The organism is Nocardioides sp. cx-169 (assembly GCF_021083605.1).
Lineage (GTDB): Bacteria > Actinomycetota > Actinomycetes > Propionibacteriales > Nocardioidaceae > Nocardioides.
Genome location: NZ_JAJNRO010000004.1, coordinates 478,885 through 503,217 on the forward strand (window position 1 = coordinate 478,885; position 24,333 = coordinate 503,217).

Consider the following 24,333-nt stretch of genomic DNA (forward strand, 5'->3'; position numbering starts at 1 on the left):
TCGTCACTGTACGCCGCAAGGTCGGGGATCCCGAGCCCTGACGATAGGCTTTCGCCATGCCCGGACCTCGTCGCGACAGCGTCGCCTTCACGGTCGTGGTGACCGTGCTGGTGGCCCTCGGGGCGCTGGCGATGCTGGTCATTCTGGCCCTGTCCGGGGCTCCTCGGATCATGTTCCTCGCGACCCTTCTGGCCGCCGTGCCAGTGGGCCCGCTGGTCGCGTCGTACCTCTGGCTCGACCGCTACGAGCCGGAGCCCAAGCGGCTGCTGGCCTACGCCCTGCTGTGGGGTGCGTTCGTCGCCACCGTCGCCGCGATCCTGGTCGGCGGCGTCGGCGGCATGGTGGTGGGCTTCACCGACAACCAGTCCCTCGCCGTGGTCGCGCCGGTGACCGAGGAGGCCAGCAAGGGGATCTTCCTGCTGCTGCTCCTGTGGTGGCGCCGCGCCGAGCTGGACGGGATCCTCGACGGGATCGTCTACGCCGGCATGGTCGGCATCGGCTTCGCGTTCACCGAGAACATCCTCTACCTCGCCGCTGCCTACAACGGCACCGACGGCCAGGCGCCCGGTGGCATCGCCGGCGTGACCGCGCTCTTCGTGGTGCGGTGCCTGCTGAGCCCGTTCGCGCATCCGCTGTTCACGACGTTCACCGGCATCGGCATCGGCCTCGCGGTGACCACCCGTAGCCCCGCGGTGCGGTGGCTGGCGCCGATCGGCGGCTACTGCCTGGCGGTCCTCGCCCACGGGCTGTGGAACGGCTCCACGATCTTCGGGCTCGCGAGCTTCGCCGGGGTCTACCTCGTCCTCATGGTCCCGGCCGTGATCGGCCTGGTCTGGCTCGGGATCTGGATGCGTCACTCCGAGCGCACGATGCTCACCGCGGCCCTTCACGACGCCTCGCGCCGCGGCCTGATCCCGGGCACCGACATCGGCTGGCTGGTCGACCTGCGCGCCCGCCGCGCGGCACGTCAGTTCGCCCGGCAGTACGGCGGTCCGGGAGCGATCGAGGCGATGAAGGACTACCAGCAGGCCGCCATCGAGCTCGGCTTCCTGCATCACCGGCTGCTGCGCGGGACGCCTCCCGCCGACTACCGGCTCCGCGGGCAGGACTACCTTGCCCGGATCAACGCCGTGCGACCGCGCATCGCGTTCCCCGGACAGGTGGTACCCACACGATGAGCGACACCAACAGCGTGATGCTCACGGCGCTGGTCCGGCTGCGGGGGGCCCTACAGGACGCCGATCTCCCGCTGGACCTGCCCGGCATCGAGGAGCAGCGCACCGCGCGCCGGGAGATGATCGACCAGCTGGAGGACTACGCGATCCCGCGGCTGATGACCATCGACGCCCCGCTGCTGGCGGTCGTCGGCGGCTCCACCGGTGCCGGCAAGTCGACCCTGGTCAACTCGCTGGTCGGCAGCCGGGTGACCACGCCCGGCGTGCTCCGTCCGACGACGCGCTCCCCGGTGCTCGTCCACCACCCCGACGACGTCGCCTGGTTCGGTCAGGACCGGCTGCTGCCCGACCTGGTGCGGGTGCAGCACGCCACCAACGACCCCGACGCCCTGCAGCTGGTGGCGACGACCGCCGTCCCGGCCGGGCTGGCACTGCTCGACGCCCCGGACGTCGACTCCGTCGAGGAGCGCAACCGCCAGCTCGCCGCCCAACTGCTCGCCGCCGCCGACCTGTGGCTGTTCGTCACCTCGGCCGCCCGCTACGCCGACCAGGTGCCGTGGGACTTCCTCAAGCAGGCCGCGGAGCGGTCCACCGCGGTCGCCATCGTCCTCGACCGCACGCCCGACGACGCGATCGAGACGGTGTCCACCCACCTGGCGCGGATGCTCGCGAGCCGTGGGCTCAAGGACTCACCGCTGTTCACGGTCACCGAGGGCAAGGTCGACGACGACGGGCTGCTGCCCGCCCACCACGTGGCCGAGATCCGGGCCTGGCTGGCGTCCCTCGCGGCCGACACCGGCGCCCGGGGTGCGGTCGTCAAGCAGACGCTGGACGGGGCCATCCGCACGATCGCCCGGCGTACCTACGGAGTGGCGGACGCCGCCGCGGAGCAGGCGGCCGTCGCCGAGCGCCTGCGCGCCGACGCCGATCGTGCCTACGACGACGCCGTCACCGCCATCTCCGTCGCCTCCGCCGACGGCACCCTGCTGCGCGGCGAGGTCCTGGCCCGCTGGCAGGAGTTCGTCGGGACCGGCGAGCTGCTCAAGTCGCTCGAGGACAAGGTCGGCTGGTTCCGGGACCGGGTCGTCAACGCGATCAAGGGCAAGCCCCAGCAGGCCGAGCGGGTCACCGTCGCGGTCGAGTCCGGGCTGGAGACGCTGATCCTCGAGCACGCGGAGGCCGCCGCCGAGCGGGCCGAGGCGTCGTGGCAGCAGCTGGCCGCCGGACAGGGGCTGCTCGCCCGCGCCGACCAGGACCTCGGTCGCGCCTCGCGCGACCTGCGCCGCAAGGCCGAGCGGGCGGTGCGCGACTGGCAGTCGGACGTGCTGGACATGGTCCGCAGCGAGGGCGCCGAGAAGCGCAGCACCGCCCGGTTCCTCGCGTTCGGGGTCAACGGGCTCTCGGTCGCGCTGATGGTCGTGGTGTTCGCCCATACCGCCGGGGTCACGGGCGCGGAGGCCGGGATCGCCGGCGGCTCCGCGGTGCTCGGACAGAAGCTGCTCGAGGCGGTCTTCGGCGACCAGGCGGTCCGCAGCCTCGCCGAGCGCGCCCGCCGCTCGCTGGAGCAACGCATCACCGAGCTGTTCCGCGCCGAGCGCGAGCGCTACCTTGCGCTCGTCGCGTCGTTGGAGCTCAAGCCGGGGGCGCCGGACCGGCTGCGCGACGCCACGCGCCGCGTCGACGACCTCCGATACGCCGAGTCGAAGAGAGGAGCAGAGTGACCACCCTGCTCGAAGGAGCCAAGAAGCTGGTCACGCGGGGCACCGACATCGGCGCCCGCATCACCGCGCTCGAGGCCGCCGCCACCGCTGCTCGCGGGCGTCTGGACGACGCGCTCGTCGACGAGGCCGAGGCGACGGCCGGCCGTGCCGCCGGCCGGCTGCGGCTGTCGGCCCGGCACACCGTCGTCGGGATCGCCGGCGCCACGGGCTCGGGCAAGTCCTCGACCTTCAACGCCCTGACCGGCCTGGAGCTCTCGGCCGTCGGCGTACGCCGCCCCACCACGTCGTGGGCCAGTGCCTGCGTGTGGGGGAGCGACGGGGCCGACGAGCTGCTCGAGTGGCTCGGCATCCCCCCGCGCCACCAGACCACCCGCGACTCGATGCTCGACACCCGGCGCGAGGACAGCCAGCTGGACGGGGTCGTGCTGCTCGACCTGCCCGACCACGACTCGACCGAGCTCAGCCACCACCTGGAGGTGGACCGGCTGGTGCAGCTCGTCGACATGCTGGTGTGGGTGCTCGACCCGCAGAAGTACGCCGACGCCGCGATCCACGACCGCTACCTCAAGCCCCTGCAGAGCCACGCCTCGGTGATGGTCGTCGTGCTGAACCACATCGACACCGTCCCCGAGGACCGGCGCCCCTCGATGGTGGCCGACGTGCGACGGCTGCTCGACCAGGACGGCCTTCAGCAGGTCCCGATCATCCCGGTCAGCGCTCGCCACGGCATCGGCATGGCCGAGCTGCGCGCCGAGATCGCCGGTCGCGTCGCCGACAAGCAGGCCACTCGCCAGCGGCTCGAGGCCGACCTGCGCGACGTCGCCGCGCGGCTGCAGGAGGCCTCCGGCTCCGGCAGGCCGCGCTCGCTCTCCGACAAGCGCGTGGCCGACCTCGAGGACAGCCTGGCCGACGCCGCGGGCGTGCCGACCGTGGTCGACGCCGTGGAACGCTCCACCCGCCTGCGTGCGGGACGGGCGACCGGCTGGCCGGTCGTCGCGTGGTTCTCGCGGCTCAAGCCGGATCCGCTCAAGCGGCTGCACCTGGACCTCGGCGACTCCGCTGCCCAGCTCACCGGCAGCTCTCGCACGTCGTTGCCGGCGACCACGCCGGTGCAGCGGGCGCGCGTCGACACCGAGGTGCGGGCGCTGGCCGATGACGCCTCCGCCGGCCTGGGACGCCCGTGGGTGGAGGCCGTGCGCCGCGCCTCGACGTCGCGCCTGCCCGACCTCAACGACCGCCTGGACCGGGCCGTGGGCGGCACGGACCTGGGGGTCACGACGATGCCGTGGTGGGCAGGTGCGGTCCGTGGCGTGCAGTGGGCCCTGATCGCCACCGCGCTGGTCGGCGGCCTCTGGCTGGCCGCGCTCGCCGTCATGGGCTACCTGCAGCTTTCCGAGCCGGCCACGCCCGACGTCGGCCCGTTGGCGCTGCCGACCCTGCTGCTGGTCGGCGGGATCGCGCTCGGGCTGCTGCTGGCCCTGGTGTGTCGCTGGCTGGTCGCCGCCACCGCTCGGCGCAAGGCCCACTCGGCCGACCGCCGGCTGCGGGCGGCCGTCCACGAGGTGGCCGACGAGCTGGTCGTGCGGCCGGTCGCGGCCGAGCTGGCGGCGTACTCCGAGGTGCGTACGCAGCTCGCCACGGCCCTCAAGTAGCCGCCTGGTCTCCCCGGCCGGTGAGCCAGCTCACGCGGGCCGCCGCGTGGGGCCCGGGGGAGGGCGCCGCCGCCTGACCCGTTTGGGCGTCTGCGGTCGGTGAGCCGTAGGCTCGGTGGCATGGCGGAGTATGTGTTCACCCTGCGCAACGTGCGCAAGGCCCATGGCGACAAGGTCGTCCTCGACAACGTGACGCTGTCGTTCCTGCACGGGGCGAAGATCGGCGTCGTCGGGCCCAACGGCACCGGCAAGTCGACCCTGCTCAAGATCATGGCCGGGCTGGAACACGCCAACAACGGCGACGCGATCCTCGACCCCAACGCCACGGTCGGGATGCTCCAGCAGGAGCCGCCGCTGACGGAGGGCAAGACGGTCCTCGAGAACGTCGAGGAGGCGGTCAGCGAGATCAAGGCCAAGATGGCCCGCCTCGACGAGCTCTACATGTTGATGGGCGACCCCGACGCCGACCAGGACAAGGTCACGACCGAGGCCGGGGACCTGCAGACCGAGCTCGACGCGGCCAACGTCTGGGACCTGGACAGCCGACTGGACCAGGCGATGGACGCCCTGCGCTGCCCGCCGCCGGACACGCTCGTCGACAACCTCTCCGGGGGTGAGCGCCGCCGCGTCGCCCTGTGCAAGCTGCTGCTGCAGCAGCCCGACCTGCTGCTCCTCGACGAGCCCACCAACCACCTCGACGCCGAGTCCGTGCAGTGGCTCGAGGGCCACCTCAAGGACTACCCGGGTGCCGTCTTGGCGATCACCCACGACCGGTACTTCCTCGACAACGTCGCGGAGTGGATCCTCGAGCTCGACCGGGGCTCCACCCACCCCTACGAGGGCAACTACTCGACCTACCTCGAGACCAAGAAGGACCGCCTCAAGATCGAGGGCCAGAAGGACGCCAAGCGCGCCAAGATGCTCGAGCGCGAGCTCGAGTGGGTGCGCTCCAACGCCAAGGCCCGCCAGACCAAGAGCAAGTCCCGTCTCGCGCGCTACGAGGAGATGGCGGCCGAGGCCGACCGGATGCGCAAGATCGACACCTCCGAGATCAACATCCCGGCCGGTCCGCGCCTCGGTGACGTGGTGCTGGAGGCCAAGCACCTGACCAAGGGCTTCGACGACCGGACCCTCATCGAGGACCTGTCGTTCTCGCTGCCGCGTGCCGGCATCGTCGGGGTCATCGGCCCCAACGGCGTCGGCAAGACCACGCTGTTCCGCATGATCACCGACCAGGAGGAGCCCGACGCCGGCGAGCTGAACGTCGGCCAGACGGTCAAGATCTCCTACGTCGACCAGAGCCGCGGCGGCATCGACCCCACCAAGAACGTCTGGGAGGTCGTCTCCGACGGCCTGGACTTCATCAAGGTCGCCAACTTCGAGATGAACTCGCGCGCCTACGTCGCGTCGTTCGGGTTCAAGGGCCCGGACCAGCAGAAGAAGGCCGGCGTGCTCTCCGGTGGTGAGCGCAACCGCCTCAACCTCGCGCTGACCCTGAAGATGGGCGGCAACCTGCTGCTGCTCGACGAGCCCACCAACGACCTGGACGTCGAGACCCTCTCCTCGCTGGAGGACGCGCTGCTCGACTTCCCCGGCTGCGCCGTGGTCACCTCCCACGACCGGTGGTTCCTGGACCGCGTCGCGACCCACATCCTGGCCTGGGAGGGCACCGACGAGGAGCCCGCCAGGTGGTTCTGGTTCGAGGGCAACTTCGCCGCCTACGAGGAGAACAAGGTGGAGCGGCTCGGCGTCGAGGCGGCGCGCCCGCACCGCGTCACCCACCGCAGGCTCACGCGTGACTGACGCGCCGCAGGCCGTGCGCTACCCCGCCCCCAGCCTGGCCCGCGGCCTCGACATCTTCGCCAAGGGCACGATGCTGCTGCTCCTGGTCATGGCCACGATCAGCCCCGAGTGGGGCAACCTCGAGGGCAAGGCCGCCAACGCGCGGACGGTCGGCTACTCGCTGCTCGCGTTCAGCGTGCCGGCCGTCTGGTACTTCTTTTGGCGCGAGCGGGCGTCGTTCCCCTGGGTCGCCGACCTGCTGGTGACCATCACCTGCTTCAGCGACACGCTGGGCAACCGGCTGGACCTCTACGACCTGATCTGGTGGTTCGACGACTGGATGCACTTCGTCAACACCGGTCTGCTCGCGGCGGCGTTCATCCTGCTGACCCTGCACCGCAGCGCGACGCTGGGACGCACCATCGAGCGCGCGCTGGCCTTCGGGGTCACCGCCGCACTGGCCTGGGAGATCGCGGAGTACTTCGCGTTCGTCAGCAAGTCCTCCGAGCGCGCCGGTGCCTACGACGACACCCTCGGCGACCTGGCCCTGGGCACCCTCGGCGTGGTGATGGCGGCGCTCATCGTGCACCTGATGTGGCAACAGGGACGCCTACGCGACACCGCGCCTCAGCTGACGGCGTCCAGCTCGGCCTGACCGCGGCCGGGTCGTTACCCGCTTGTTCCCGAACTGTGGATCCCGCGTGGGGGACCGGTTGCCGGCGGCTGCGTAATCTGCTTCTCAGAACCACCCGCGGACCCGAGACCGCGGGTGGTTCTTTCCATTTCCTGGAGTCGTCGGCCACCCCCGTCGGACCCGCCCTAGACTCCCCTCGTGTCGACGCGGGGGGTCCTCTCTGCCGCGGCGACGGTCCGCGAACATCCTCGGCTGTCGACGGCGGCGGCCGTGCTGGCGCTCGCTGTGCTCCTCGTTTCGCTGCTGGGAGGCTGGGCGAGCTCGCGGTCCGAGGGCGCAGTGCGGGTCGCGGCGGGAACCGAGGTCGAGGCGGCGCCGTTCCGGGTGCGGCTCGACGAGGCGTCGGCGCGCCTCGAGCTGCACGGCGACGCCGCCGAGGAGGGGCAGGCGCTCGTCGTGGTGGCAGGCTGGATCGAGCTGACGGTGCCGGAGTCGGTGTCGGCGACGGTCCTCACTCAGGCGTTCACCGCGGACCTGTCCAGCGCCTACGACCAGTTCGGCTCGCCGGTCGAGGTGCCGGAGCCGAGCGTCCGCGTCAGCGCGGACGGCGTCAGCCTGCGGGGACTCGGGCCAGGGCTTCGCTATGACGTCCAGGTCACGTTCGTCGTCGACGAGGAGGCCGTCCCGGAACGGCTGAGCGTGACCCTGCTCGAGCACAGGCTCCGCCCCAGCGCGCTCGACGGCGACCTCGGCTGGTTCGACGCCCAGCCCGTCGCCCTGGTCGCGCTGGACGTGACCCCGCTGCCGACGACCCGTCCCGAGCCCGAGGCGCTCCGATGACCAGGTGGCGACGAGCGCTCGGCACCGGCGCGGTCTCCCTGGGCCTGCTCGCGGCGGGCTCCCTCCTCCAGGACTGGCTGCCCGACCGCGAGGACGACCCTGGCGCCGAGCCGCACGTGCGCACCGGCGGCGTGGGCGAGGCGATCGACATCCGGACGGCCACCGTGACCGTCGACGAGGTGTTCGGGACCACGACGGTCGAGAGGTACGGCGCCGAGATGGTCAGCCCTGGCCTGTGGGTCGTCGTGCACTACTCGGTCGTGCCGACCGAGGAGAACGTCTCGATGACCTTCGCCGAGCTCGGCGACGCCGAGGGGCGGGTGTGGGGGACGGTCGGACGCAACGCCAACTCGTGCGTCAAGAGCGCGCCCGGCCTGACCGCCCACTGCACCGTCTTCATGGAGGTACCGCCCGACGCGCTCCCGACGCTCCGGCTGCGCCTGGCGCGGCTGTCGCGCGACACCCGCTTCGACGCGCTTGCCGAGATCGACCTGGGGCTGACGGACGGCGACGCCGAGTCGTTCGCGAGCGCCCCGACCTACGCCGTCCCGCTGCCCACGCTGGGTGATGACGAGGACCCGTCGTGAGGTGGCGGTGGCTGCTCGTGCTGCCGGTCGCGCTCGCGCTGGTGCTGCTCGCCACGGCGTCCCGGCTCCAGGTCTTCTGGTGGCCCGACGAGCTCCACGACGTGACTGCCGGCACCCAGGGCCAGGCACTGGCCGTCACCGACCGATGGGAGGACGAGGGCGGCGACGAGCACCGGCGCGAGCTCACGCTCACCCTGCTGGAGGTCGTGCCGGCGACCCAGGTCGAGGGCTTCTCCGGGCCTGAGCCCCTGGACCGCGTCGCCGGGAGCTCGGTGTGGGAGGTGCGCCTGCGCTTCGAGGTCGATCCGGACGTGCCGCTGGGCGGCTGCCAGGTGTCGCTCGTCGACACCCGGGGCCGCGAGGCCTCCGCGGCGGCCATGAGGCTGGGGCGAACGTCCGTGCCGCCGCCGGCCTGCGAGCCGCCGGATCGCCCCGGTCCCCGCTACGACGGCAGCCGGGTCGAGGGCGCGGACCCCCGCCCCCCGGCGTACGAGGTCTCCGTGCTCGTGGTCACCGACGACCACGCGCAGCCCGACCTGGTCCGCGTGTGGTGGGAGGCGCCGGACGCGGTCGAGTTCAGCCTCTCGGGGGACTGACCGCGTGCGGTCGCACCGGCTCCTCGGCCTCCTCCTGCAGGCGGCGGGTCAGGAGCCGAGACACGGCAGCGGCGACGAGGACGACGATGAGCACGGTGTAGACGGTGCGCGTCGCGACCTCGAGGTACGGCGAGAAGGCCAGCATCGTGTCGGGGTCCTGCGGGCCGACGAGCGCGCGGAGCAGCAGCGCCGTGCCCCACTCGGCCAGTGCCGCGAGCCCGAGCACGAGGCAGAATGTGAGCACCGGGACCACGCCGGCGTGCGCGAGCGTGCGCAGCCCGGCGACGAGCTCCTCGAAGCGGCGACCGAGCAGGTCGCCGACCCGCTCCGGACGCCAGCCCCGGTGCCGCTCGAAGCGGGGGGCGAGGCGCTCGCGGGCGCGGAGGACGACCCGGTGCTCCTCGAGCCGCGCCCGGCGGCTGCCGCGCAGGCCGCCGGCCAGCACGACAGCGCCCACGGTCAGCCAGGCCACCGGCGTGACCACGATGGCGCCGATCTCGGTGACCACGCCGACCAGCACGTCGCCGACCGCGCGCACGGGTTGGGTCAGCGGCCCGAGCGCCCCGGTGACGCGCCGCCATGCCTCCCCGGCCTCGTCGAACACCACCCGGTCGCCCACCCATCCGCCGGCGTCGCGCCAGCGCTCGGTCAGCAGCGCCGCCAGCCAGGTCAGCCAGGTCACCTCGACCAGTGCGGCGAGGAGCGCCCAGGCCGGGTGCCGGCGGGCCAGGTCGAGACGGTCGATCACGCCACGCAGCATTAGCGCGGTCACGACCAGGCCGACCTGCCAGCTGGTCACGGTCACCAGGGTCCGGTCGTCGATCGCGCCTCCGGTGAAGATCGCTCCGGAGGCGAACTCGTCGGCGTAGCTCTCGTTGATGAACTGGTTGCGGTCCGCGTCCAGGTGGCCCTGCAGCGCGTAGACCGTCAGGAACGGCACGAGCGCCGAGGCGAGCAGGGCCAGCCGCTCGCGCCGTGCGACCCATCCCGTCTCCGTCAGGTCCTCGGGCCCGCCCAGGGTCCAGCGGGCCGACGACCCGGCCACCCGCAGCATCACGACCAGAGCGATCACCATGGAGAGAGGGGCCAACGGCACCAGGAGCGAGGCGAGCACCGGGTGGTCGCGCCCGAGCAGCACCGCCGCCCACATGGCGGCGTTGCGTGCGGCCAGGCCGAGCAGAAAGATGCTGAGGAGTGCCGGCCAGTGGCGGCCCAGGAGGCGCAGGGCATCGACCACGATCAGCGCCGCGTCGACGCTCGAGTCGCGAAGCTCGCGGAGCACCGTCACGCGGGGGAGTCTAGGGGAGCGCGAGGCGGCGGAGGGGCGCAGCGTGCGCCCCTTGTGCAGGCGCGGTCTCGGACTGCATAAGTTTGGCGGTCGTCCTAGGCCCGCCAGGGGTGGAAAACTGGGCGGTACGCGCCCGACGATTTCGGGCGGCCGACTCGGAGCCCCTCCCGTTCCCCCCAGGTGGAGGGGCTTCGTCGTGCCCGCGGGCCGCCTCATACCGCGCGCGGAGCTGGGTACCAGCGGGCCATGAGCACCCCGACCGACGAGGAAGCCGCCTTGACCTGTGCCATCTGCTCGGCGCTGGTCATGCGGGTCGACCTGCCGCGGCACACCGACTGGCACGAGCGGCTGGTCGACGAGGTCGTCACCGCGGTGCAGGTGAGCCTCGAGGACGCGGAGAGGAGCTAGCCCTCGGTCAGCCCGGTCTCGTCCATCGCGCCGGCCTCGGCCGCGAGGCCATCGCCGTCCGCGCGCGAGTCCAGCTCCTCCTGCACGTCGGTCAGCTCCTGCTGCTCGGTGTCACGGCTGTCGTCGTCCTGCCGGGCGCTGTTGTCGTCTGTCCCGCTCATGGATGTCGTCCTCCTCCTGACGTGCGCCGTACGTCGGCGCGACCGGATGGCGGTACCCAGGTCAGCCCGACGTACCGACTCCCACCGCGACGAGGAACACCAGCAGCATGAGCACCGCAGCCAGCACGCCGTGCATGACGATGACCGGCCGGGGGATCAGGTCCTCGGCCCGCCGGGCGTTCGCCACGGCGTTCTCGTCCAGGCTGTGCTCCGGGTCCTGATCCGCCGGGACAGCGCCGAGCAGCGCCGGTCGTCGGGGCCGCAGCGTACGCATCACCAGCACGTCGCCGAGCAGGGCGCCCATCACCAGCAGCCCGAACGCGACCCAGGGCAGCGTGTCACCGCCCACGTAGAGGTAGCCCACCCAGGTGCCGAAGCCGGTCAGCCCGACCAGCGGGTGCAGGAACAGCACCGATGGCGGCAGGCTGCTGCTGCGCGCGGTGCTCTCGGGCCGCCCGACACCCGTGGTGAAGCTCCACAGGTAGCTCCCGCCCACCGCCGTCACGATCCAGAGACCCAGGATGAATCCCGCCATGGCGGCTGGTACCCCCGGCAGCGCCGGCCATGCTCGTGGGAGACCTGGCTCAGGGGCGATCTTGCCGATTCGCCAGTCGCCGTGGCGAGTTCGCAGTAACGTCCCAGCCGCGTGCCGGAACCGAGCTCGCATCCTCAGAGCTCCAGGAGTCACCGGTGTCCTCTCTGCGTCGTCTCGTCATGGCCCTGGCAGTCGCTCTCGTCGTCGCCATGGCCGTCAGCGCGGGGGTCGCGCCCGTGGGTGCCGCGTCCTCGTCCGCTGCGAGGCCCCCGGTCGTCACCTCGCTCACCGTCGTGGAGGGGCCGCGCAGCGGCGGCACCCAGACGGTCCTGAAGGGGCGTGGACTGAAGGCCGTGCGCGCCGTGCGGTTCGGGACGAAGCGGGCGAAGCTCCTGAAGCGGTCGGGCACCGCGCTGAGGGTCCGGGTCCCGTCGCCGGGCCGTGCCAAGGGTGCGGTGAAGGTCTGGGTGCAGTACGGCGGTGCCTGGCGCGCGACCGGACAGAAGTACCGCTACGTGGCTAAGCCGTCGATCTCCCGCCTCAGCACGTCCACCGGCCTGGTCATGGGTGGGGAGCGGCTGACGATCTCCGGCAAGGCGCTCGATCGGGTCACCCGCGTCGTGCTGTCGGGGTCGACCGCGAGGATCGTGAGTCGGAAGTCCACCTCACTGACGATCCTCACTCCGCCGTCGGTCGCCGGTGTGACCAACCTCAGCGTCTCCTCTGCGGGAGGAACGGCCACCAAGACCTTCACCTACCGCACCCCGGCCCCCATGTCACGGGGGCAGATCACCCCGGTCGAGTCGACCTTCGAGGCGGCCGCGGCCCAGATCCAGTGGGTGACCCGGAGCGAGAGCAGCGAGAGCTACCTCGTCAGCCTCGCGCCCGACGCGACCCTGCCGCCCGTCGGTGCACCCTTCTTCCTGCCGTCCGGGAGCGCGGTCTACCCGACCGGACTGGCCGGCAAGGTCGAGAGCCTCGCTGTGCAGGAGGACGGGTCCTTCCGGGTCGTCGTGGCCTCGGTGCCGTTGGACCAGGTCTTCTCCGCGTTGGACGTGACCGTGACGGACCGCATCGATCCCACGACGCCGGCGCTCGGGAACGCCCGCGCCGCTGCGCCGTCGGGATCCCTCGGCAAGGCGTTCAGCTCCGCCTTCGACTGTGAAGGCGGCCGCGACTTCGGTGGGTCGCTCGAGATCAAGATCAGCGACCTCACGCCGTACTTCGAGACCCACGGGTTCGGCAATCCGTTCTCTGAGAACAAGGTCAGCGCCTACATCTCCGGCACGACCGAGGTCTCCGGCTCCATCCAGGCCGAGTCTGGCCTGGAGTGCGACCTGAACTCGGAGTGGCAGAACAGTCACCGCAAGGTCGTCTCGCTCGGGTACGGCGTCACCTACTCGATCGCGCCCGAGGTCCACCTCTCGGTGTCGGCGGCCGGCGGGGTCACCATCACGCGCTCACAGACCTTCCTCTACGGCGTCCACTGGACCGAGGACCACGGGATGCAGAAAGTCCAGGACACCGGCACCCCGCAGGTCAGCGTCGAGGGCCAGCTGGCCGGGTCCGTCTCCCTCGAGGGCGGCGTCTCCAACCGACTGGGCTTGCTCGACCGGATCGGGATCGAGGTCGAGGGACTGCTCTACATGAGCGGCCAGGCCAGCTTCACGGCCGGTGCGACCGGCAAGTTCTGCCTGAGTGCCTCCTACGGCCTGAAGGCGCCGGTCAAGCTCTTCCTCGACTACTGGGTCGACGAGGAGACCGCGAGCTTGTTCACGATCGTGCTCGAGTTCGGGTCCCTCAGCAAGTGCGGGCGGGTGTGGGGCATGCCTGACTCCACCGATCCCCAGATCAGCACCGCCCGCCTGCCCGACGCAACCGTCGGGAGCCCTTACGAGGGTTGGCTCGAGAGCTCGGACGGCCGTGCAGGGACGTGGCGGACGAGCTCCCCGCTGCCGCCAGGGCTGACGCTCACCGAGGACGGCTCCGTGACCGGAACTCCCACCAGCGGTGTCGGATCCAGGATCCTCTCGGTCACGTTCGAGGACTCCGCCGGCAAGCTGGCCACGGCCGCGGTCTCGCTGACGGTCGTCCCGTCGGCCGGCCTGGGCGGCGGCGACATCCAGGCCACGCTCACCTGGTCGCACGCTGCCGACATGGATCTCCACGCGCTGGAGCCCGACGGCAACGAGATCTACTACTCGAACCCGACCAGCTCGACCGGTGGAGAGCTCGACCACGACTCCAACGTCGGCTGTGGGGACAGCTCCCACGTGGCCGAGAACATCCGCTGGCCGGCCGGTGCGGCACCCGCGGGCAGCTACTACTTCCGGGTCAACACCTACAGCGAATGCGGCGTCGAGGTCCCGGAGTGGCAGCTCGAGGTGCGAGTCGCGGGCAGGCTCGTCCTCCAGCGCAGCGGGGTCGGCACCTCGGAGTGGTTCGAGGTGCCCTACGGCACGGGCCTCCAAGGTCCGCGAGCCGGATCCCTCCCCCCGCTGTCTCGCGACCCGAAGGCATAGGCGCTCCGCGTCGGCACTGTGAGGACGGCGCCGTCCGGCCTGTCGCCGACCGCTGGGTGGGCCGATGACCCGTCCCTTTCGCCTCAGGAGTCCGGTTCATCCACAGATTGAGGACTGACCGTGGCGTAGGCGGGCCGGACGGGCTTACCTTCGGGTCAGGAACCCGACTCGGGAAGCGGGACTGTCATGGCGATGACGCAGTCCGACGCGCACGGTGCGCTGGTCGACCAGCTCGACGAGCACGTGCGGGCGCTGGTGCGTCGCGAGGGCGTGGACCCGCAGCGCGATGCGGTCGTCGTCCGCCGGATCGCGGAGAGCGTGGTGCGCGAGCACGACGAGCGGAGCCTGACCGGGCAGGTCGCACCTGTGGCCGACGTAGGGGCGGTGGTCGGTGAGCTGGTCGCGCGGGTGTCCGGGTTCGGGCCGCTGCAGCCGTTCCTGGACGACCCGGCGGTCGAGGAGGTCTGGGTGAACGACCCGTCGCGGGTCTTCGTCGCGCGGCACGGCCGTCACGAGCTGACCAACCTGATGCTGACCCGCGCGCAGGTCGACGAGCTCGTCGAGCGGATGCTGAAGTCCAGTGGTCGGCGCATCGACATCAGCCAGCCGTTCGTGGACGCGATGCTGCCCGAGGGGCACCGGCTGCACGTCGTGCTGGAGGGCATCAGCCGTGGGTTCTCGGCGGTCAACATCCGCAAGTTCGTGCTGCGTGCTGCGCGGCTCTCGGACCTGGTGGAGCTCGGCTCCATGACGCCGCGCGCCGCGGCGTTCCTCGAGGCCTCGGTGCGGGCGGGCCTCAACATCCTCGTCGCCGGCGGGACTCAGGCGGGCAAGACCACGATGCTCAACTGCCTGGCGGCGGCGATCCCCGGTGGTGACCGGGTGGTGTCGGCCGAGGAGGTCTTCGAGCTGCGCTTCCCGCACCCCGACTGGGTGCCCATGCAGACGCGGCAGTCGGGGCTCGAGGGCACCGGTGAGATCCGGCTGCGTGACCTGGTGAAGGAGGCCCTGCGGATGCGGCCGAGCCGGATCATCGTCGGCGAGGTCCGTGCCGAGGAGTGCCTGGACCTGCTGCTGGCTCTCAACGCGGGGCTGCCGGGCATGTGCACGCTGCACGCCAACAGCGCGCGCGAGGCGCTGGTCAAGATGTGCACGCTGCCGCTGCTGGCGGGCGAGAACATCTCGGCGCGCTTCGTCGTCCCGACCGTCGCGGCCTCGGTCGACCTCGTCGTCCACCTCGGGATCGACGAGCAGGGTGTACGCCGGGTCAACGAGGTGGTCGGCGTGCCCGGCCGGGTCGAGAACGACATCATCGAGACCGAGACGGTCTTCGAGCGCCGCGGCGGGGAGCTGCTCCGGGGCAACGGGATGCCGCCGCGACTGGAGCTCTTCGAGCGGGCCGGTCTCGACGTGCACCGGATCCTGGCCCAGGACCGCTGATGGGCGCGCTGGTCGGGCTCGGCGTCGGCATCGGCCTGATGCTGGTCTGGTCCGCGTTCTTCCTCCCGCGCCAGCCGCGCCGGTCCTCGCGCGCCGACGGTCGCGGCGCCGAGCTGCTCGGCCGCGCCGGCCTCGGCGAGGTGTCGCTGACGGCGTTCGCCCTGCTGTGCCTGGTGTTCGGTGTCCTGGCGGCGTTCGCGATGCAGGTCGTGTCGCGTACGCCGCCGGTCTCGGTCGCGTTCGGCCTGATGGGTGCCTACCTGCCCGTCGCCGTGGTCGCGGGCCGCGCGCGGCGCCGACAGCGTGAGTTCGCCGAAGTCTGGCCGGAGGCGGTGGACAACCTGGCCTCCGCCGTACGCGCCGGGATGTCGCTGCCGGACGCGCTGGCCGGCCTCGCGGTGCGCGGGCCCGAGCCGCTTCGCGACGCCTTCGACGCGTTCGCGTTGGACTACCAGGTGACCGGCCGTTTCGGGGAGAGCCTGGACCGGCTCAAGGTGCGGCTGGCCGACCCGGTCGGCGACCGCGTGGTCGAAGGGCTGCGCGTCGCCCGCGAGGTCGGTGGCGGCGAGCTCGGCCGACTGCTGCGCAACCTGTCGGGCTACCTGCGCGACGATGCGCGGACCCGCTCGGAGCTGGAGTCGCGGCAGGCCTGGACGGTCAACGGCGCCCGGCTCGCGGTCGCGGCGCCCTGGCTGGTGCTGCTGTTCATGTCGTTCCAGTCCGAGGTGATCCGGCGCTACGCCTCGCCCACCGGCGCGTTCGTGCTCGGGGTGGGCGCGGTGCTGTGCCTGGTCGCCTACCGGCTGATGATGCGCATCGGCCGCCTGCCCACCGAGAGGCGGATCCTCTCGTGACGCTGCTGCTGTGGGGCGCGCTCCTGGGCGCGCTGGCCGGTGCCGGGCTGGTGCTCGCCGGCTCGCGGCTGAGGGTGATCGGGCGTCCGCAGCTGGCGACACGGGTGCTGCCGTACGTGCGCGACCTCCCTCAGGTCGGGCGCACCCCGGCGCTGCGGGTGGCCTCCGGCTCACCGACCAGCGCCGCGGCGGGGGTGTTCGGCCCGGTGCTGCGCTCGCTGGCCGACTCCGTCGAGCGGGTGCTCGGCGGTGCGGCGTCCGTACGGCGGCGACTGGAGCGAGCGGCGATCGACAAGACGGTGCACGAGTTCCGCATCGAGCAGGTGCTCTGGGGGCTCGCCGGCCTGGCGGTCGTGGCGGCGTACGGACTGCTGCGCACGCTCACCGATCCCGGCGGCGCGGTGGCGCTCGGCGTGCTGTGCCTGGCCGGGTTCGTGGTCGGCGTCCTGGCCCGCGACCACCACCTGAGCGGCCAGGCCAAGGGCCGCGAGCGGCGGATCCTTGCGGAGTTCCCCACGGTCGCGGAGCTGCTGGCGCTCGCGGTCGCGGCGGGGGAGAGCCCGGTCGCGGCGCTGGACCGGGTCGTACGGCGCAGCGGTGGCGAGCTGTCCCGCGACCTCGCCAAGGTGCTGGCCGCCGTGCGCACCGGCGAGCCGGTGTCGACGGCGTTCGACCAGATGGCCGCCGCCAGCGGATTGTCGCTGGTCTCGCGATTCGCCCAGGGCATCGCGGTCGCGGTCGAGCGCGGCACGCCGCTCGCGGAGGTGCTGCACGCGCAGGCCGCCGACGTACGCGAGGCCGGGCGCCGCGAGCTGATCGAGGTCGCCGCTCGCCGCGAGATCTTCATGATGGTCCCGGTCGTATTCGTGGTGCTGCCGGTCACGGTTCTCTTCGCCTTCTGGCCCGGCGTCGTGGGCCTCAACCTGACCACTCCCTGAATCTCGGAAAGGCTCTGTCATGGAGAAGCTCACAGTGATGTTGACCGGGCTGTACGTCGGTCTGGTGGCGCCGCGGTCACGCGACGAACGCGGCGACGTGCCCGGCTGGGTGCTGGTGACGGTGATGTCGGCCGGCATCGTCATGGCCATCTGGGGCGTCGCCCAGGGGGCGCTCACCCAGATGCTGCGCGACGCCCTCAACTCGGTGAAGTAGTGCTCGTCCGGCTCCGCGAGCGCTCGCAGCGCGGCGCGGCCGTCGTGGACTTCGTGCTGGTGCTGCTCGTGCTGGTGCCGCTGTTCCTCGGCATCCTGCAGGTGGCGCTGGTGTTGCTCGTGCGTAACTCGCTCGCGGCCGCCGCGTCCGAGGGCGCGCGCCTCGCGGCAACCGCCGACCGTGGCCCGGGCGAGGGGGCGGCGCTGACGCGCGAGCAGGTCGAGGCGGCGATCGCGGGGCGCTACGCCGAGGACGTCACGGTCCGCCGGGTCATGGTCGACGGGGCAGCCACGATCGAGGTGACCATCCACGCGCGGGTCCCCGCGCTGGGGATCGGCGGCCCGTCGGTGGCGCTGGACGTGCGCGGCCACGCGGTCGAGGAGGCGCCGTGACCGTGCGCCGTACGCGGGGCGAGGAGGGCAGTGCCGTCGTCGAGCTCGCCTGGCTGGGCGTCCTGCTGCTGGTGCCGATGCTGTGGATCGTGCTGTCGGTCTTCGAGGTGCAGAAGGGCGCCTTCGGCACCAGCGCCGCGGCCCGCGCAGCCGGGCGCGCCTACGCGCTGGCGCCCGACGACGCCGAGGGTAGGAGGCGCGCCGAGGCCGCCGCCCGGCAGGCGCTCGCCGACCAGGGTCTGGGCGGCGCGCCGCTCACGGTCACCGTCACCTGCGAGTCGGCCGGGACGAGCTGCCACAGCGGGGGAGCGGTGATCACGGTGCACGTCTCCTCACGCGTCGACCTGCCACTGATGCCCGACGTGCTCGGTGGGGACGCGCCGAGCTTCGCGCTGGACGCGACGCACACGGTGCCGGTCGGGCAGTACCAGGAGGTCGAGTGAGTCGCCGGGCCCGCGACGAGCGCGGGTCGTCGATGGTGCTCATCATCGGCTTCGCCGCGGTGCTCGCGCTGGCGGTGGCCGTCGTGGTCGACGCGTCGGCGGCGTACCTGCAGCGCCAGGGCCTCGACACCCTCGCCGACGGCGCCGCGCTGCACGGCGCCGACCAGGGCGCCACCGGCCGCGACGTCTACGAGGGCGGCGTGCCCGATCGCCGGCTCGAGCTCACCGAGGCCCAGGCCCGCGACGCCGTGCGGTCCTACCTGCGCGAGGTCGGCGCCTACCGCACGTACCCCGGCCTGACCTACGACGTCGACGTGGACGACACCCGCATCACCGTCGAGCTGCACGCCCCGGTCGACCTGCCCCTCAGCGTCCCCGGCTCGCCCGACCGGCCCGTCGTCGGCGCCGCCGGGTCGGCGGTCGTCGAGCCGGAGTGAGCGCCCGTTACCCGGACAGCTGGGCAGGGTCATGCCACGTGGGCGCTCCGTGCCGATCGAGGGCGCAGAGGTGTCCCCGCTCGTCGAACTGCGACGCCCCGTGATCGGACAGGCGCGCGAGCGCGTTCCCACCGCCGTCGAACAGCCGGACCTCGCGCCCAGCAGTCAGGGACAGGGCGAACGCGTCGGACAGCCAGCTGGTGGTGACCGTGGCCTCGTCGGCCAGGGCGAACGCCGCCACCTCATGGCCCGTGTGATCGAGTACGGCGAGGTCGGTGGCGGGGCCGGTTGCTGTGCTGAGGTTCTGGGTCAAGACCACACCGGTCCGGGTGAGCGAGCATGCGGAGTACTCGATCCGGGTCCGGATCGAGAAGGCATGGCCCTGGTGGACCAGGGTCGCGCCGCTGACCACCGTCTCGCCGTCTGCGCTGACGCCGGCAGCGACCCGGCCCGGCGCTCGCAGGGCGAGCTTCCATCCAGCGGGCCGGCGACGGAAGACGAAGGTGGTCGCGTCGTCATCGCGGGTCCTCGTGCGCACGGTCAGGACTCTGCGATCGGACGACCTGGGAAACAGCACGCCGCCCGTGCCGGCGTCGGGGATCCGATGAGCCGGGGCGTGGCGCGAGGACAGCTCCCACCACGTGTCCCTCGACCCTGCGTGCGAGACCAGCCGGACCGCGCCCTCGACGTCGGCGGCGACGATCGAGCTCAGCCCGCCGGTCTCGTCCAACCACGCGTCGGGAACACCGGTCTCGCCGATCACCAGCGGCCTCGGTTCAAGACCGCCTGGCAGGCCGCCACTGGCGATGAGGCTGGGGGCCGTCGCACCACAGATGAGCTGCGCGTAGCTCCCCAGGTCGCTCAGAGGCTGCCGCCACGCCACGTCCGCACGGCCGTCGGAGCGCCGGTAACCGAGGAGCTCCTCTCCGGCGAGGACGATCGCCCCGTGTGAGTCTGCGTCCACCAGGAGCGCGCTCGAGCCCCCGGATGTCGACCTCTCGACGCCTTCGGGGTCCAACTCGACCGACCGTCCCGGGCGCCAGGTGGCAGCCCTGCTCCCAGCACTCTGGATCACCCGCCGGATGCGGTCAATGAGAGGCGGGCACGCAGGGGTACGACGTGCCCAGTCGGCGCCGTCAGAAATTCCGGGCCCACACGTAGACCGGCTCGCCCCCCGCCCCCCGCCCCTTGGCGGGCGGTGAGCATCACCAACGTGATGGGGCGGTTCTGCGCCGTCGCAATCGACTGGTTCGAGAAGCGGAAGCCCCTGCCGCTGCATACCGAGCCATAGCTCACCTCGGAGCCGATCTGGTTCTGGTTGGCGTCGTAGATGCGAGCGGTCAGCTGCGTGCAGTAGGCGTCTCCCGACGGTCGTGGAGAACGAGACCGGGTAGAGGCTCGTCCGGTCCGGGGACGACTCCCGGAATGTTACTTGCACAAATGGCAACTTCTCTTATGCTTGCGACTATGGAAAGTTCTTTGGAGCCGTTCAAGCGCATCCGTGAGCTGGAGCGCGGCGAGGCCGCGCCCTACATTCGGATGCCGCCTTCGCCTTGGTGGGTGCCACCACTCTTTGGCGTGTGGTTCGCCGCCTATGTAGGAGCGTTCGCGTTCTGGAGCGAGAGCGATCTCGCCTTCGTTTTGGCGATGATCGCGCTCTCCGCCGGCGTCGGCGCGTTCGTGGGGTGGTCTGCCCGGCGGTACGATGCCTTCCCCATGCCCGGTCGCGGCACTCCTCCGCCGGAGATCCGGCGGGAGTACCGGGCCTACGCCATCGGAGCGGTGGGCATCGCCGTCCTCGTGGCGGGCGTGATGTGGTTGGCCGGGGTCCCGGCAGCGTCCGGTGCCGCGTTCGCCCTGGTGACCGTGGGCCTGTGGCTGTTCCAGGCCCGCTACGAGCGTGCGGCGGCCGTCGTGCGGGAGCGGCTGCCATGAGCCTGGGCGACCTCGACCCTGTCTTACACGCACCGAAGCGGCTCATAGCGATGGCCGTGCTGGCGAACACCGAGTACGCCACATTCCGGTTCCTCAAAGAACAACTCGACCTGACCGACTCGGACCTGTCCAAGCAAATGTCTGCGCTGGAGTCGGCTGGCTACGTCAAAGTCAACAAGCGCGGGCGCGGACCGGGCTCGGCCACGACCTACACCATGACGCGCCCAGGTGATCGTGCCTACCGGGCCCACCGCGCAGCCCTTTACGCCCTGCTCGCCTAACAGGGTGTGTCCCTATCCAGCAGGACGCGTGCTCATGCTTGGGATTGGCACGCATGCGGCGGTAAACGGCAAGTTCCCAGAACTGGGCCGGCGGTGGGCCGAGTTCGCCGTGACGGACCCGGTGAGCGGCCGTGTCGGAAACTGCTGCGCGTGTCGGTCACTTAGGCACAATGCGACGTGTGACCCAGCCCCAGACCGTCGCCCGGCCAGCCCTTGTTATCGCCGGATTCGTCCTCCTCGGCCTCACCTGTGGCATCGGAGGGTGGTTCATCGGTGCCGAGGGCGAGCCGACATCAGTCGAGCACGCTCCGTTTGAGGCGCGTGTCGAGTCGGTGAACGAGGGCGGACTCCGAGGCTGTCTTGCGCCCGTGGAGCCGACGGTGCTGGAAAACCTCGGCGGTTCAGTCTGCGGGCAGATCTTCATCGCTGCGGGGACGGACACCTCCCGTGGTGCCCGCGTCCTCGTGCGGTGGTTCACCACGAACGCCCCCGTCGGAGGCCGTGAGGACGAGAACGTCGAGACGTTCGTCCTTGAGTCGAGCGGCCGAATGCGGTGAGCCGCGCCCTTCACTGACGCTGCGAGCACGCATCTGCCACGTTCCGCCCGGTTCGCACAGCGGGTGCTCAGGCTGCGAGCGCGCCGGGGCGCCGGTGGGCTCGTTCCCGTGACAGGTGGCGCAGCGTCGTGGCGATGCAGGCGACCTGGAGCCAGCCGGTGGCCGAGGCGGTGGTGTTCTCGAACGACTTTGCGAGGCGGCGCGAGCGGCCGAGGCGGCCGTGGGCGACCTCGACGCGCCAGGCATGCCGGATGGGCCGGAAGGCCGGCTGTTTGTCGTCCCACCCGACCCGGCGGACCTCGATGTCGTGGTCGCGGCTGAGCGTGCGGGCGGCGGCCGCGGTGACTCCACGGTCCACCAGGACCAGCTCGAGCCGGTCGGTGACGCTCTGCCCTGTCAGGTGCTTCAGCATCAGCTCGCTGGCCCGGTTCTCGTGGGTGGAAGCGGGCACGACCAACGCGGCCACCGGGAGGCCGGTCACGTCAACTGCCACGACGCGTTTGGCCCCCTTGGTGCGACCGTAGGGACCACCCCGGTCGTGGAAGGTGGAGCCGCCGTTAGAGGCGCCGCGGGCGAGGTGCGTGTCAATGACGACCATCGAGGGTGTCGCCTCAGTGCGACCGTCCTCTTCGCGCGCGGCCGCGTGCAACACGGTCAGCGCCTGCGCCCAGGTGCCGTTGCGCGACCAGCGGCGGAACTGCGACCAGACCCGAGTCCATGGCCCAAACGACTCCGGGAGGTAGCGCCACTGGCAGCCGGTCTGGGCGATGTACAACATGGCGTCCACGACTGCGCGCAGGTCATCGGCGTGCTTACGGCCACGCTTGCCTGGCGCGTTGAACACCGGTTCGAGCAGTTCCCACTGGTCATCGGTCAGGTCACTTGGGTACGGCATGCCGCGCACGGTGACGACGGGAATCGTCCGCGCAATAGGGACACACCTAGTCAGCCTCGGGGGAGGACCTCAGCGGGAACGCCGCGACGGCCTCGCAGGTCCTTGTCGTCGACCTGACCGCTCCCGTCGTAGCGATTGACGGTGGCGCCACCAGGTCGACCACCGACACCTCGCCATGGAACTACGGGACCTCCGGTGAGCGCGCCGGCACGGCTGTCCAGGTCACCGTCGACCAGCAGGCACTCACAGCGATCGTGCGCACCGGAGGCGCGTGGAGCGTCAGTTCCACAGACCTTGCCCCCGGGGTGCACACCGTGGTGGCCACTATCACCGACGCCGCCGGCAACTCCTCCAGTGCCTCCCAGGAACTCACGGTAGGCACTGCCGTCCCGGTCCCGGGAGGCCCCGGCCCCGTCGACCCAGGCCCCGGCCCCGTCGACCCAGGCCCCGGCCCCGTCGACCCAGGCCCCGGCCCCGTCCCGACCGGCCCGGTCACGCCCGCTGCGACCTACCGCCCCGACGCCGCCATCCGTGGGGGAGGTGCGAAGTTCGTCGGCTCCGCAACCTACGGCGGCACCCAGCGTGTCACCCAGCAGGTTCGTCAGCGCCGCGTCGTGACCTTCGAGGTCCGGGTGACCAACCGGGGCAACGCAGTCGACGGTTCGTCCTCAAGGGGGCCGGTCGTAACGCCAAGTTCGCCGTGGCCTACCTGGTAGGCGGCAAGAACGTAACCGCTGCCGTTGTGGCCGGGAAGTACCGCACCGCTGCGTTGCGACCGGGCCAGCACGTGCGCCTGGTCGTGCGCGTCACCCGGACCCCGGCAGCCAAACGCGGTAACACGCGCACGTTCAAGGTGCGGGCAGCCTCCACGCACAACGCTGCTAGGGCCGACACGGTGGGTGCCGTCGTTCGCCGCTGACGCACCGACGGCCCTGGCGAACGCGGGGACCACCGCGTCGGCCCACATCCGCGGGCCACGCTGCCCCGCTCACGGTGCCTTCCCAGGCGCAGGGGCCGGCTAGCCGACGGGGTGTCTGCGGATGGGGTGCTACCACCTCACGTATGTCATCGGCTCGCAGCCGCGGGCATAGGCGAGCTCGAGGACCGCAAAGGTCTGCAAGGCGAGGGCTCCTCCTCCACGGCCTGGAGCTGCTTGGTCAGACTCCTCCCCGGGCCCGGGGAGGAGTGCCCCGACCGGCAAAGGAGCTCGGGTTGCATGACAGGGCCGGCAGGGGAGTGGTTGCCCAGCTGTCGCAGGCGCAAACGGTCAGGCCCGCCAGCTGCTGGGAACAAACACACCAGGCATCGGGTCGGCTCTCCCAGAAGCGCGACGGCCACCCGCCACCCGATGTCGAACAAACGAAACGAGACCTCCCGTGAGCATCACCCGCTCCGATGCCAACGTCAGCATCTTCCAGGCACACGTCAACGGCGATGGCGACATCGCCAATGTCGAGCTGACCCGCCAGCGTCCCGGCGTCCTCACCCTCACCACCCCGGCCAACAAGCACGTGGTCGTCAACCACGTCCCCTACTACGTCGACTGCCAGGCGAGCCTGTACAGCGACGGCCGTGTCGAGTGGGACCGCCACCACGTCGTCTACCGCTTCGGCGCCAACCAGAGCGACCCGGTCGACGAGACCGCGATGGCGTTCGTCGACATGCTGCTCCACCAGTGCATCGCGGACCTGCGAGACGCCTACGCAGATGAGGTCGGGGTCTTCGCTGAAGACGACGTCCATGCCCTGCTGGTCGCTGAGCTCGCGCAAGCGGCCCGGATGCGCGATCGTCTCGGGGCCAGCTTGGAACGCAACACCGCCAAGGCATCCGCGCTCTCCGCCCAGATTGCCTCGGACACCGCACAGCAGGACTCGTGGAAGCGTCGCGCCCAGGCCCTGCAGGACAAGATCGAGGCCTACCTGGCCAACCCGGACACGGCCGACGAGGCTCTGGCCTACCTGCGCGACCAGCTCGACAGCTGAGCGCTGCACGACCAGCCCCTATCGACCCACCCGCACCCGGTTGGGTCGATAGCCCTTTCCGGCG

The 24,333-nt window shown here is 71.6% G+C and carries 27 protein-coding genes; 22 read left to right on the forward strand and 5 right to left on the reverse strand.

The features are described 5' to 3' along the window. Positions 1-56: 56 nt before the first annotated feature. The 8 genes from LRP67_RS08100 to LRP67_RS08135 all read left to right on the forward strand — a co-directional run bounded on the left by LRP67_RS08100 (position 57) and on the right by LRP67_RS08135 (position 8,987). Positions 57-1,178 carry a PrsW family intramembrane metalloprotease gene (locus LRP67_RS08100; RefSeq protein WP_231269658.1) on the forward strand — a complete coding sequence of 374 codons (1,122 nt, stop codon included), beginning with the start codon at positions 57-59 and terminating at the stop codon, positions 1,176-1,178. Next, on the forward strand, positions 1,175-2,896 hold the full coding sequence (locus LRP67_RS08105) for a GTPase domain-containing protein (RefSeq protein ID WP_231269659.1): 1,722 nt from the start codon (positions 1,175-1,177) through the stop codon (positions 2,894-2,896). Before LRP67_RS08100 ends, LRP67_RS08105 begins: the two co-directional genes overlap by 4 nt. Further along, the gene (locus LRP67_RS08110) at positions 2,893-4,548 is read left to right on the forward strand and encodes a GTPase (RefSeq protein ID WP_231269660.1); all 1,656 of its coding nucleotides are present in this window, start codon (positions 2,893-2,895) and stop codon (positions 4,546-4,548) included. Before LRP67_RS08105 ends, LRP67_RS08110 begins: the two co-directional genes overlap by 4 nt. Positions 4,549-4,668: 120 nt before the next feature. Continuing rightward, complete coding sequence (gene ettA / locus LRP67_RS08115; protein WP_231269661.1) at positions 4,669-6,351, forward strand: energy-dependent translational throttle protein EttA; 1,683 nt, start codon at positions 4,669-4,671, stop codon at positions 6,349-6,351. Then, positions 6,344-6,985, forward strand: coding sequence for a hypothetical protein (locus LRP67_RS08120; protein WP_231269662.1), 642 nt, complete (start codon positions 6,344-6,346; stop codon positions 6,983-6,985). Before ettA ends, LRP67_RS08120 begins: the two co-directional genes overlap by 8 nt. A 177-nt stretch (positions 6,986-7,162) precedes the next feature. Next, complete coding sequence (locus LRP67_RS08125) at positions 7,163-7,804, forward strand: hypothetical protein (RefSeq protein ID WP_231269663.1); 642 nt, start codon at positions 7,163-7,165, stop codon at positions 7,802-7,804. Then, positions 7,801-8,391: a hypothetical protein gene (locus tag LRP67_RS08130; RefSeq protein WP_231269664.1), complete on the forward strand. Its 591-nt coding sequence runs from the start codon at positions 7,801-7,803 to the stop codon at positions 8,389-8,391. Before LRP67_RS08125 ends, LRP67_RS08130 begins: the two co-directional genes overlap by 4 nt. Continuing rightward, on the forward strand, positions 8,388-8,987 hold the full coding sequence (locus LRP67_RS08135) for a hypothetical protein (protein WP_231269665.1): 600 nt from the start codon (positions 8,388-8,390) through the stop codon (positions 8,985-8,987). Before LRP67_RS08130 ends, LRP67_RS08135 begins: the two co-directional genes overlap by 4 nt. Here the strand turns inward: LRP67_RS08135 and LRP67_RS08140 are convergent. Continuing rightward, the gene (locus LRP67_RS08140) at positions 8,968-10,275 is read right to left on the reverse strand and encodes a hypothetical protein (RefSeq protein ID WP_231269666.1); all 1,308 of its coding nucleotides are present in this window, start codon (positions 10,273-10,275) and stop codon (positions 8,968-8,970) included. The two genes, LRP67_RS08135 and LRP67_RS08140, sit on opposite strands and share 20 nt — an antisense overlap. A 246-nt stretch (positions 10,276-10,521) precedes the next feature. Here LRP67_RS08140 and LRP67_RS08145 point away from each other — a divergent pair, with 246 nt between their 5' ends. Next, complete coding sequence (locus LRP67_RS08145; protein WP_231269667.1) at positions 10,522-10,683, forward strand: hypothetical protein; 162 nt, start codon at positions 10,522-10,524, stop codon at positions 10,681-10,683. On the opposite strand, the gene LRP67_RS08150 is transcribed toward LRP67_RS08145, so the two are convergent. Next, a complete protein-coding gene (locus tag LRP67_RS08150; RefSeq protein ID WP_231269668.1) occupies positions 10,680-10,844 on the reverse strand; it encodes a hypothetical protein in 165 nt (54 codons plus the stop codon). The genes LRP67_RS08145 and LRP67_RS08150 overlap by 4 nt on opposite strands. 61 nt (positions 10,845-10,905) lie before the next feature. Next, entirely contained in the window at positions 10,906-11,379 is a 474-nt protein-coding gene (locus tag LRP67_RS08155) for a hypothetical protein (RefSeq protein ID WP_231269669.1), read from the reverse strand. Positions 11,380-11,534: 155 nt separating this feature from the next. Here LRP67_RS08155 and LRP67_RS08160 point away from each other — a divergent pair, with 155 nt between their 5' ends. From LRP67_RS08160 to LRP67_RS08195, 8 genes are all read left to right on the forward strand, one after another. Continuing rightward, positions 11,535-13,901 carry an IPT/TIG domain-containing protein gene (locus LRP67_RS08160; protein WP_231269670.1) on the forward strand — a complete coding sequence of 789 codons (2,367 nt, stop codon included), beginning with the start codon at positions 11,535-11,537 and terminating at the stop codon, positions 13,899-13,901. A 192-nt stretch (positions 13,902-14,093) separates the two neighbouring features. Next, on the forward strand, positions 14,094-15,341 hold the full coding sequence (locus tag LRP67_RS08165; RefSeq protein WP_231269671.1) for a CpaF family protein: 1,248 nt from the start codon (positions 14,094-14,096) through the stop codon (positions 15,339-15,341). Further along, entirely contained in the window at positions 15,341-16,195 is an 855-nt protein-coding gene (locus LRP67_RS08170; RefSeq protein ID WP_231269672.1) for a type II secretion system F family protein, read from the forward strand. Before LRP67_RS08165 ends, LRP67_RS08170 begins: the two co-directional genes overlap by 1 nt. Next, positions 16,192-17,133, forward strand: coding sequence for a type II secretion system F family protein (locus LRP67_RS08175; RefSeq protein ID WP_231269673.1), 942 nt, complete (start codon positions 16,192-16,194; stop codon positions 17,131-17,133). Before LRP67_RS08170 ends, LRP67_RS08175 begins: the two co-directional genes overlap by 4 nt. Positions 17,134-17,152: 19 nt before the next feature. Next, on the forward strand, positions 17,153-17,347 hold the full coding sequence (locus LRP67_RS08180) for a hypothetical protein (protein WP_231269674.1): 195 nt from the start codon (positions 17,153-17,155) through the stop codon (positions 17,345-17,347). After that, positions 17,347-17,739 (forward strand): TadE/TadG family type IV pilus assembly protein, encoded by a 393-nt coding sequence (locus LRP67_RS08185; RefSeq protein WP_231269675.1) that lies wholly within the window; start codon positions 17,347-17,349, stop codon positions 17,737-17,739. The genes LRP67_RS08180 and LRP67_RS08185 overlap by 1 nt, the downstream gene beginning before the upstream one ends. Beyond that, positions 17,736-18,182, forward strand: coding sequence for a hypothetical protein (locus LRP67_RS08190; protein ID WP_231269676.1), 447 nt, complete (start codon positions 17,736-17,738; stop codon positions 18,180-18,182). Before LRP67_RS08185 ends, LRP67_RS08190 begins: the two co-directional genes overlap by 4 nt. Then, the gene (locus LRP67_RS08195; protein WP_231269677.1) at positions 18,179-18,619 is read left to right on the forward strand and encodes a pilus assembly protein TadG-related protein; all 441 of its coding nucleotides are present in this window, start codon (positions 18,179-18,181) and stop codon (positions 18,617-18,619) included. Before LRP67_RS08190 ends, LRP67_RS08195 begins: the two co-directional genes overlap by 4 nt. Before the next feature lie 7 nt (positions 18,620-18,626). On the opposite strand, the gene LRP67_RS08200 is transcribed toward LRP67_RS08195, so the two are convergent. After that, entirely contained in the window at positions 18,627-19,583 is a 957-nt protein-coding gene (locus tag LRP67_RS08200; RefSeq protein WP_231269678.1) for a hypothetical protein, read from the reverse strand. Between the two features lie 596 nt (positions 19,584-20,179). Here LRP67_RS08200 and LRP67_RS08205 point away from each other — a divergent pair. The 3 genes from LRP67_RS08205 to LRP67_RS08215 all read left to right on the forward strand — a co-directional run bounded on the left by LRP67_RS08205 (position 20,180) and on the right by LRP67_RS08215 (position 21,392). Beyond that, a complete protein-coding gene (locus LRP67_RS08205; RefSeq protein ID WP_231269679.1) occupies positions 20,180-20,554 on the forward strand; it encodes a hypothetical protein in 375 nt (124 codons plus the stop codon). Continuing rightward, complete coding sequence (locus tag LRP67_RS08210) at positions 20,551-20,835, forward strand: transcriptional regulator (RefSeq protein WP_186341894.1); 285 nt, start codon at positions 20,551-20,553, stop codon at positions 20,833-20,835. Before LRP67_RS08205 ends, LRP67_RS08210 begins: the two co-directional genes overlap by 4 nt. A 179-nt stretch (positions 20,836-21,014) precedes the next feature. Then, the gene (locus LRP67_RS08215) at positions 21,015-21,392 is read left to right on the forward strand and encodes a hypothetical protein (protein WP_231269680.1); all 378 of its coding nucleotides are present in this window, start codon (positions 21,015-21,017) and stop codon (positions 21,390-21,392) included. A gap of 67 nt (positions 21,393-21,459) precedes the next feature. On the opposite strand, the gene LRP67_RS08220 is transcribed toward LRP67_RS08215, so the two are convergent. Next, positions 21,460-22,287: an IS5 family transposase gene (locus LRP67_RS08220; RefSeq protein WP_231270012.1), complete on the reverse strand. Its 828-nt coding sequence runs from the start codon at positions 22,285-22,287 to the stop codon at positions 21,460-21,462. 134 nt (positions 22,288-22,421) lie between these two features. On the opposite strand from LRP67_RS08220, the gene LRP67_RS22040 reads away from it, so the two are divergent. Next, positions 22,422-23,003, forward strand: coding sequence for an Ig-like domain-containing protein (locus LRP67_RS22040; RefSeq protein ID WP_374107408.1), 582 nt, complete (start codon positions 22,422-22,424; stop codon positions 23,001-23,003). A gap of 660 nt (positions 23,004-23,663) precedes the next feature. Further along, entirely contained in the window at positions 23,664-24,269 is a 606-nt protein-coding gene (locus LRP67_RS08225) for a hypothetical protein (protein WP_231269681.1), read from the forward strand. The last annotated feature ends 64 nt before the right edge of the window (positions 24,270-24,333 follow it).

Bases quoted from the DNA above. Each gene is read 5' to 3' on its own strand.
- LRP67_RS08105 (WP_231269659.1), top strand. From the start codon at position 1,175: ATGAGCGACACCAACAGCGTGATGCTCACGGCGCTGGTCCGGCTGCGG.
- LRP67_RS08165 (WP_231269671.1), top strand. From the start codon at position 14,094: ATGACGCAGTCCGACGCGCACGGTGCGCTGGTCGACCAGCTCGACGAG.
- LRP67_RS08150 (WP_231269668.1), bottom strand. From the start codon at position 10,844: ATGAGCGGGACAGACGACAACAGCGCCCGGCAGGACGACGACAGCCGT.
- LRP67_RS08145 (WP_231269667.1), top strand. From the start codon at position 10,522: ATGAGCACCCCGACCGACGAGGAAGCCGCCTTGACCTGTGCCATCTGC.
- LRP67_RS08180 (WP_231269674.1), top strand. From the start codon at position 17,153: ATGGAGAAGCTCACAGTGATGTTGACCGGGCTGTACGTCGGTCTGGTG.
- LRP67_RS08100 (WP_231269658.1), top strand. From the start codon at position 57: ATGCCCGGACCTCGTCGCGACAGCGTCGCCTTCACGGTCGTGGTGACC.
- LRP67_RS08220 (WP_231270012.1), bottom strand. From the start codon at position 22,287: ATGCCGTACCCAAGTGACCTGACCGATGACCAGTGGGAACTGCTCGAA.
- LRP67_RS08210 (WP_186341894.1), top strand. From the start codon at position 20,551: ATGAGCCTGGGCGACCTCGACCCTGTCTTACACGCACCGAAGCGGCTC.
- LRP67_RS08170 (WP_231269672.1), top strand. From the start codon at position 15,341: ATGGGCGCGCTGGTCGGGCTCGGCGTCGGCATCGGCCTGATGCTGGTC.
- LRP67_RS08130 (WP_231269664.1), top strand. From the start codon at position 7,801: ATGACCAGGTGGCGACGAGCGCTCGGCACCGGCGCGGTCTCCCTGGGC.
- LRP67_RS08155 (WP_231269669.1), bottom strand. From the start codon at position 11,379: ATGGCGGGATTCATCCTGGGTCTCTGGATCGTGACGGCGGTGGGCGGG.
- ettA (WP_231269661.1), top strand. From the start codon at position 4,669: ATGGCGGAGTATGTGTTCACCCTGCGCAACGTGCGCAAGGCCCATGGC.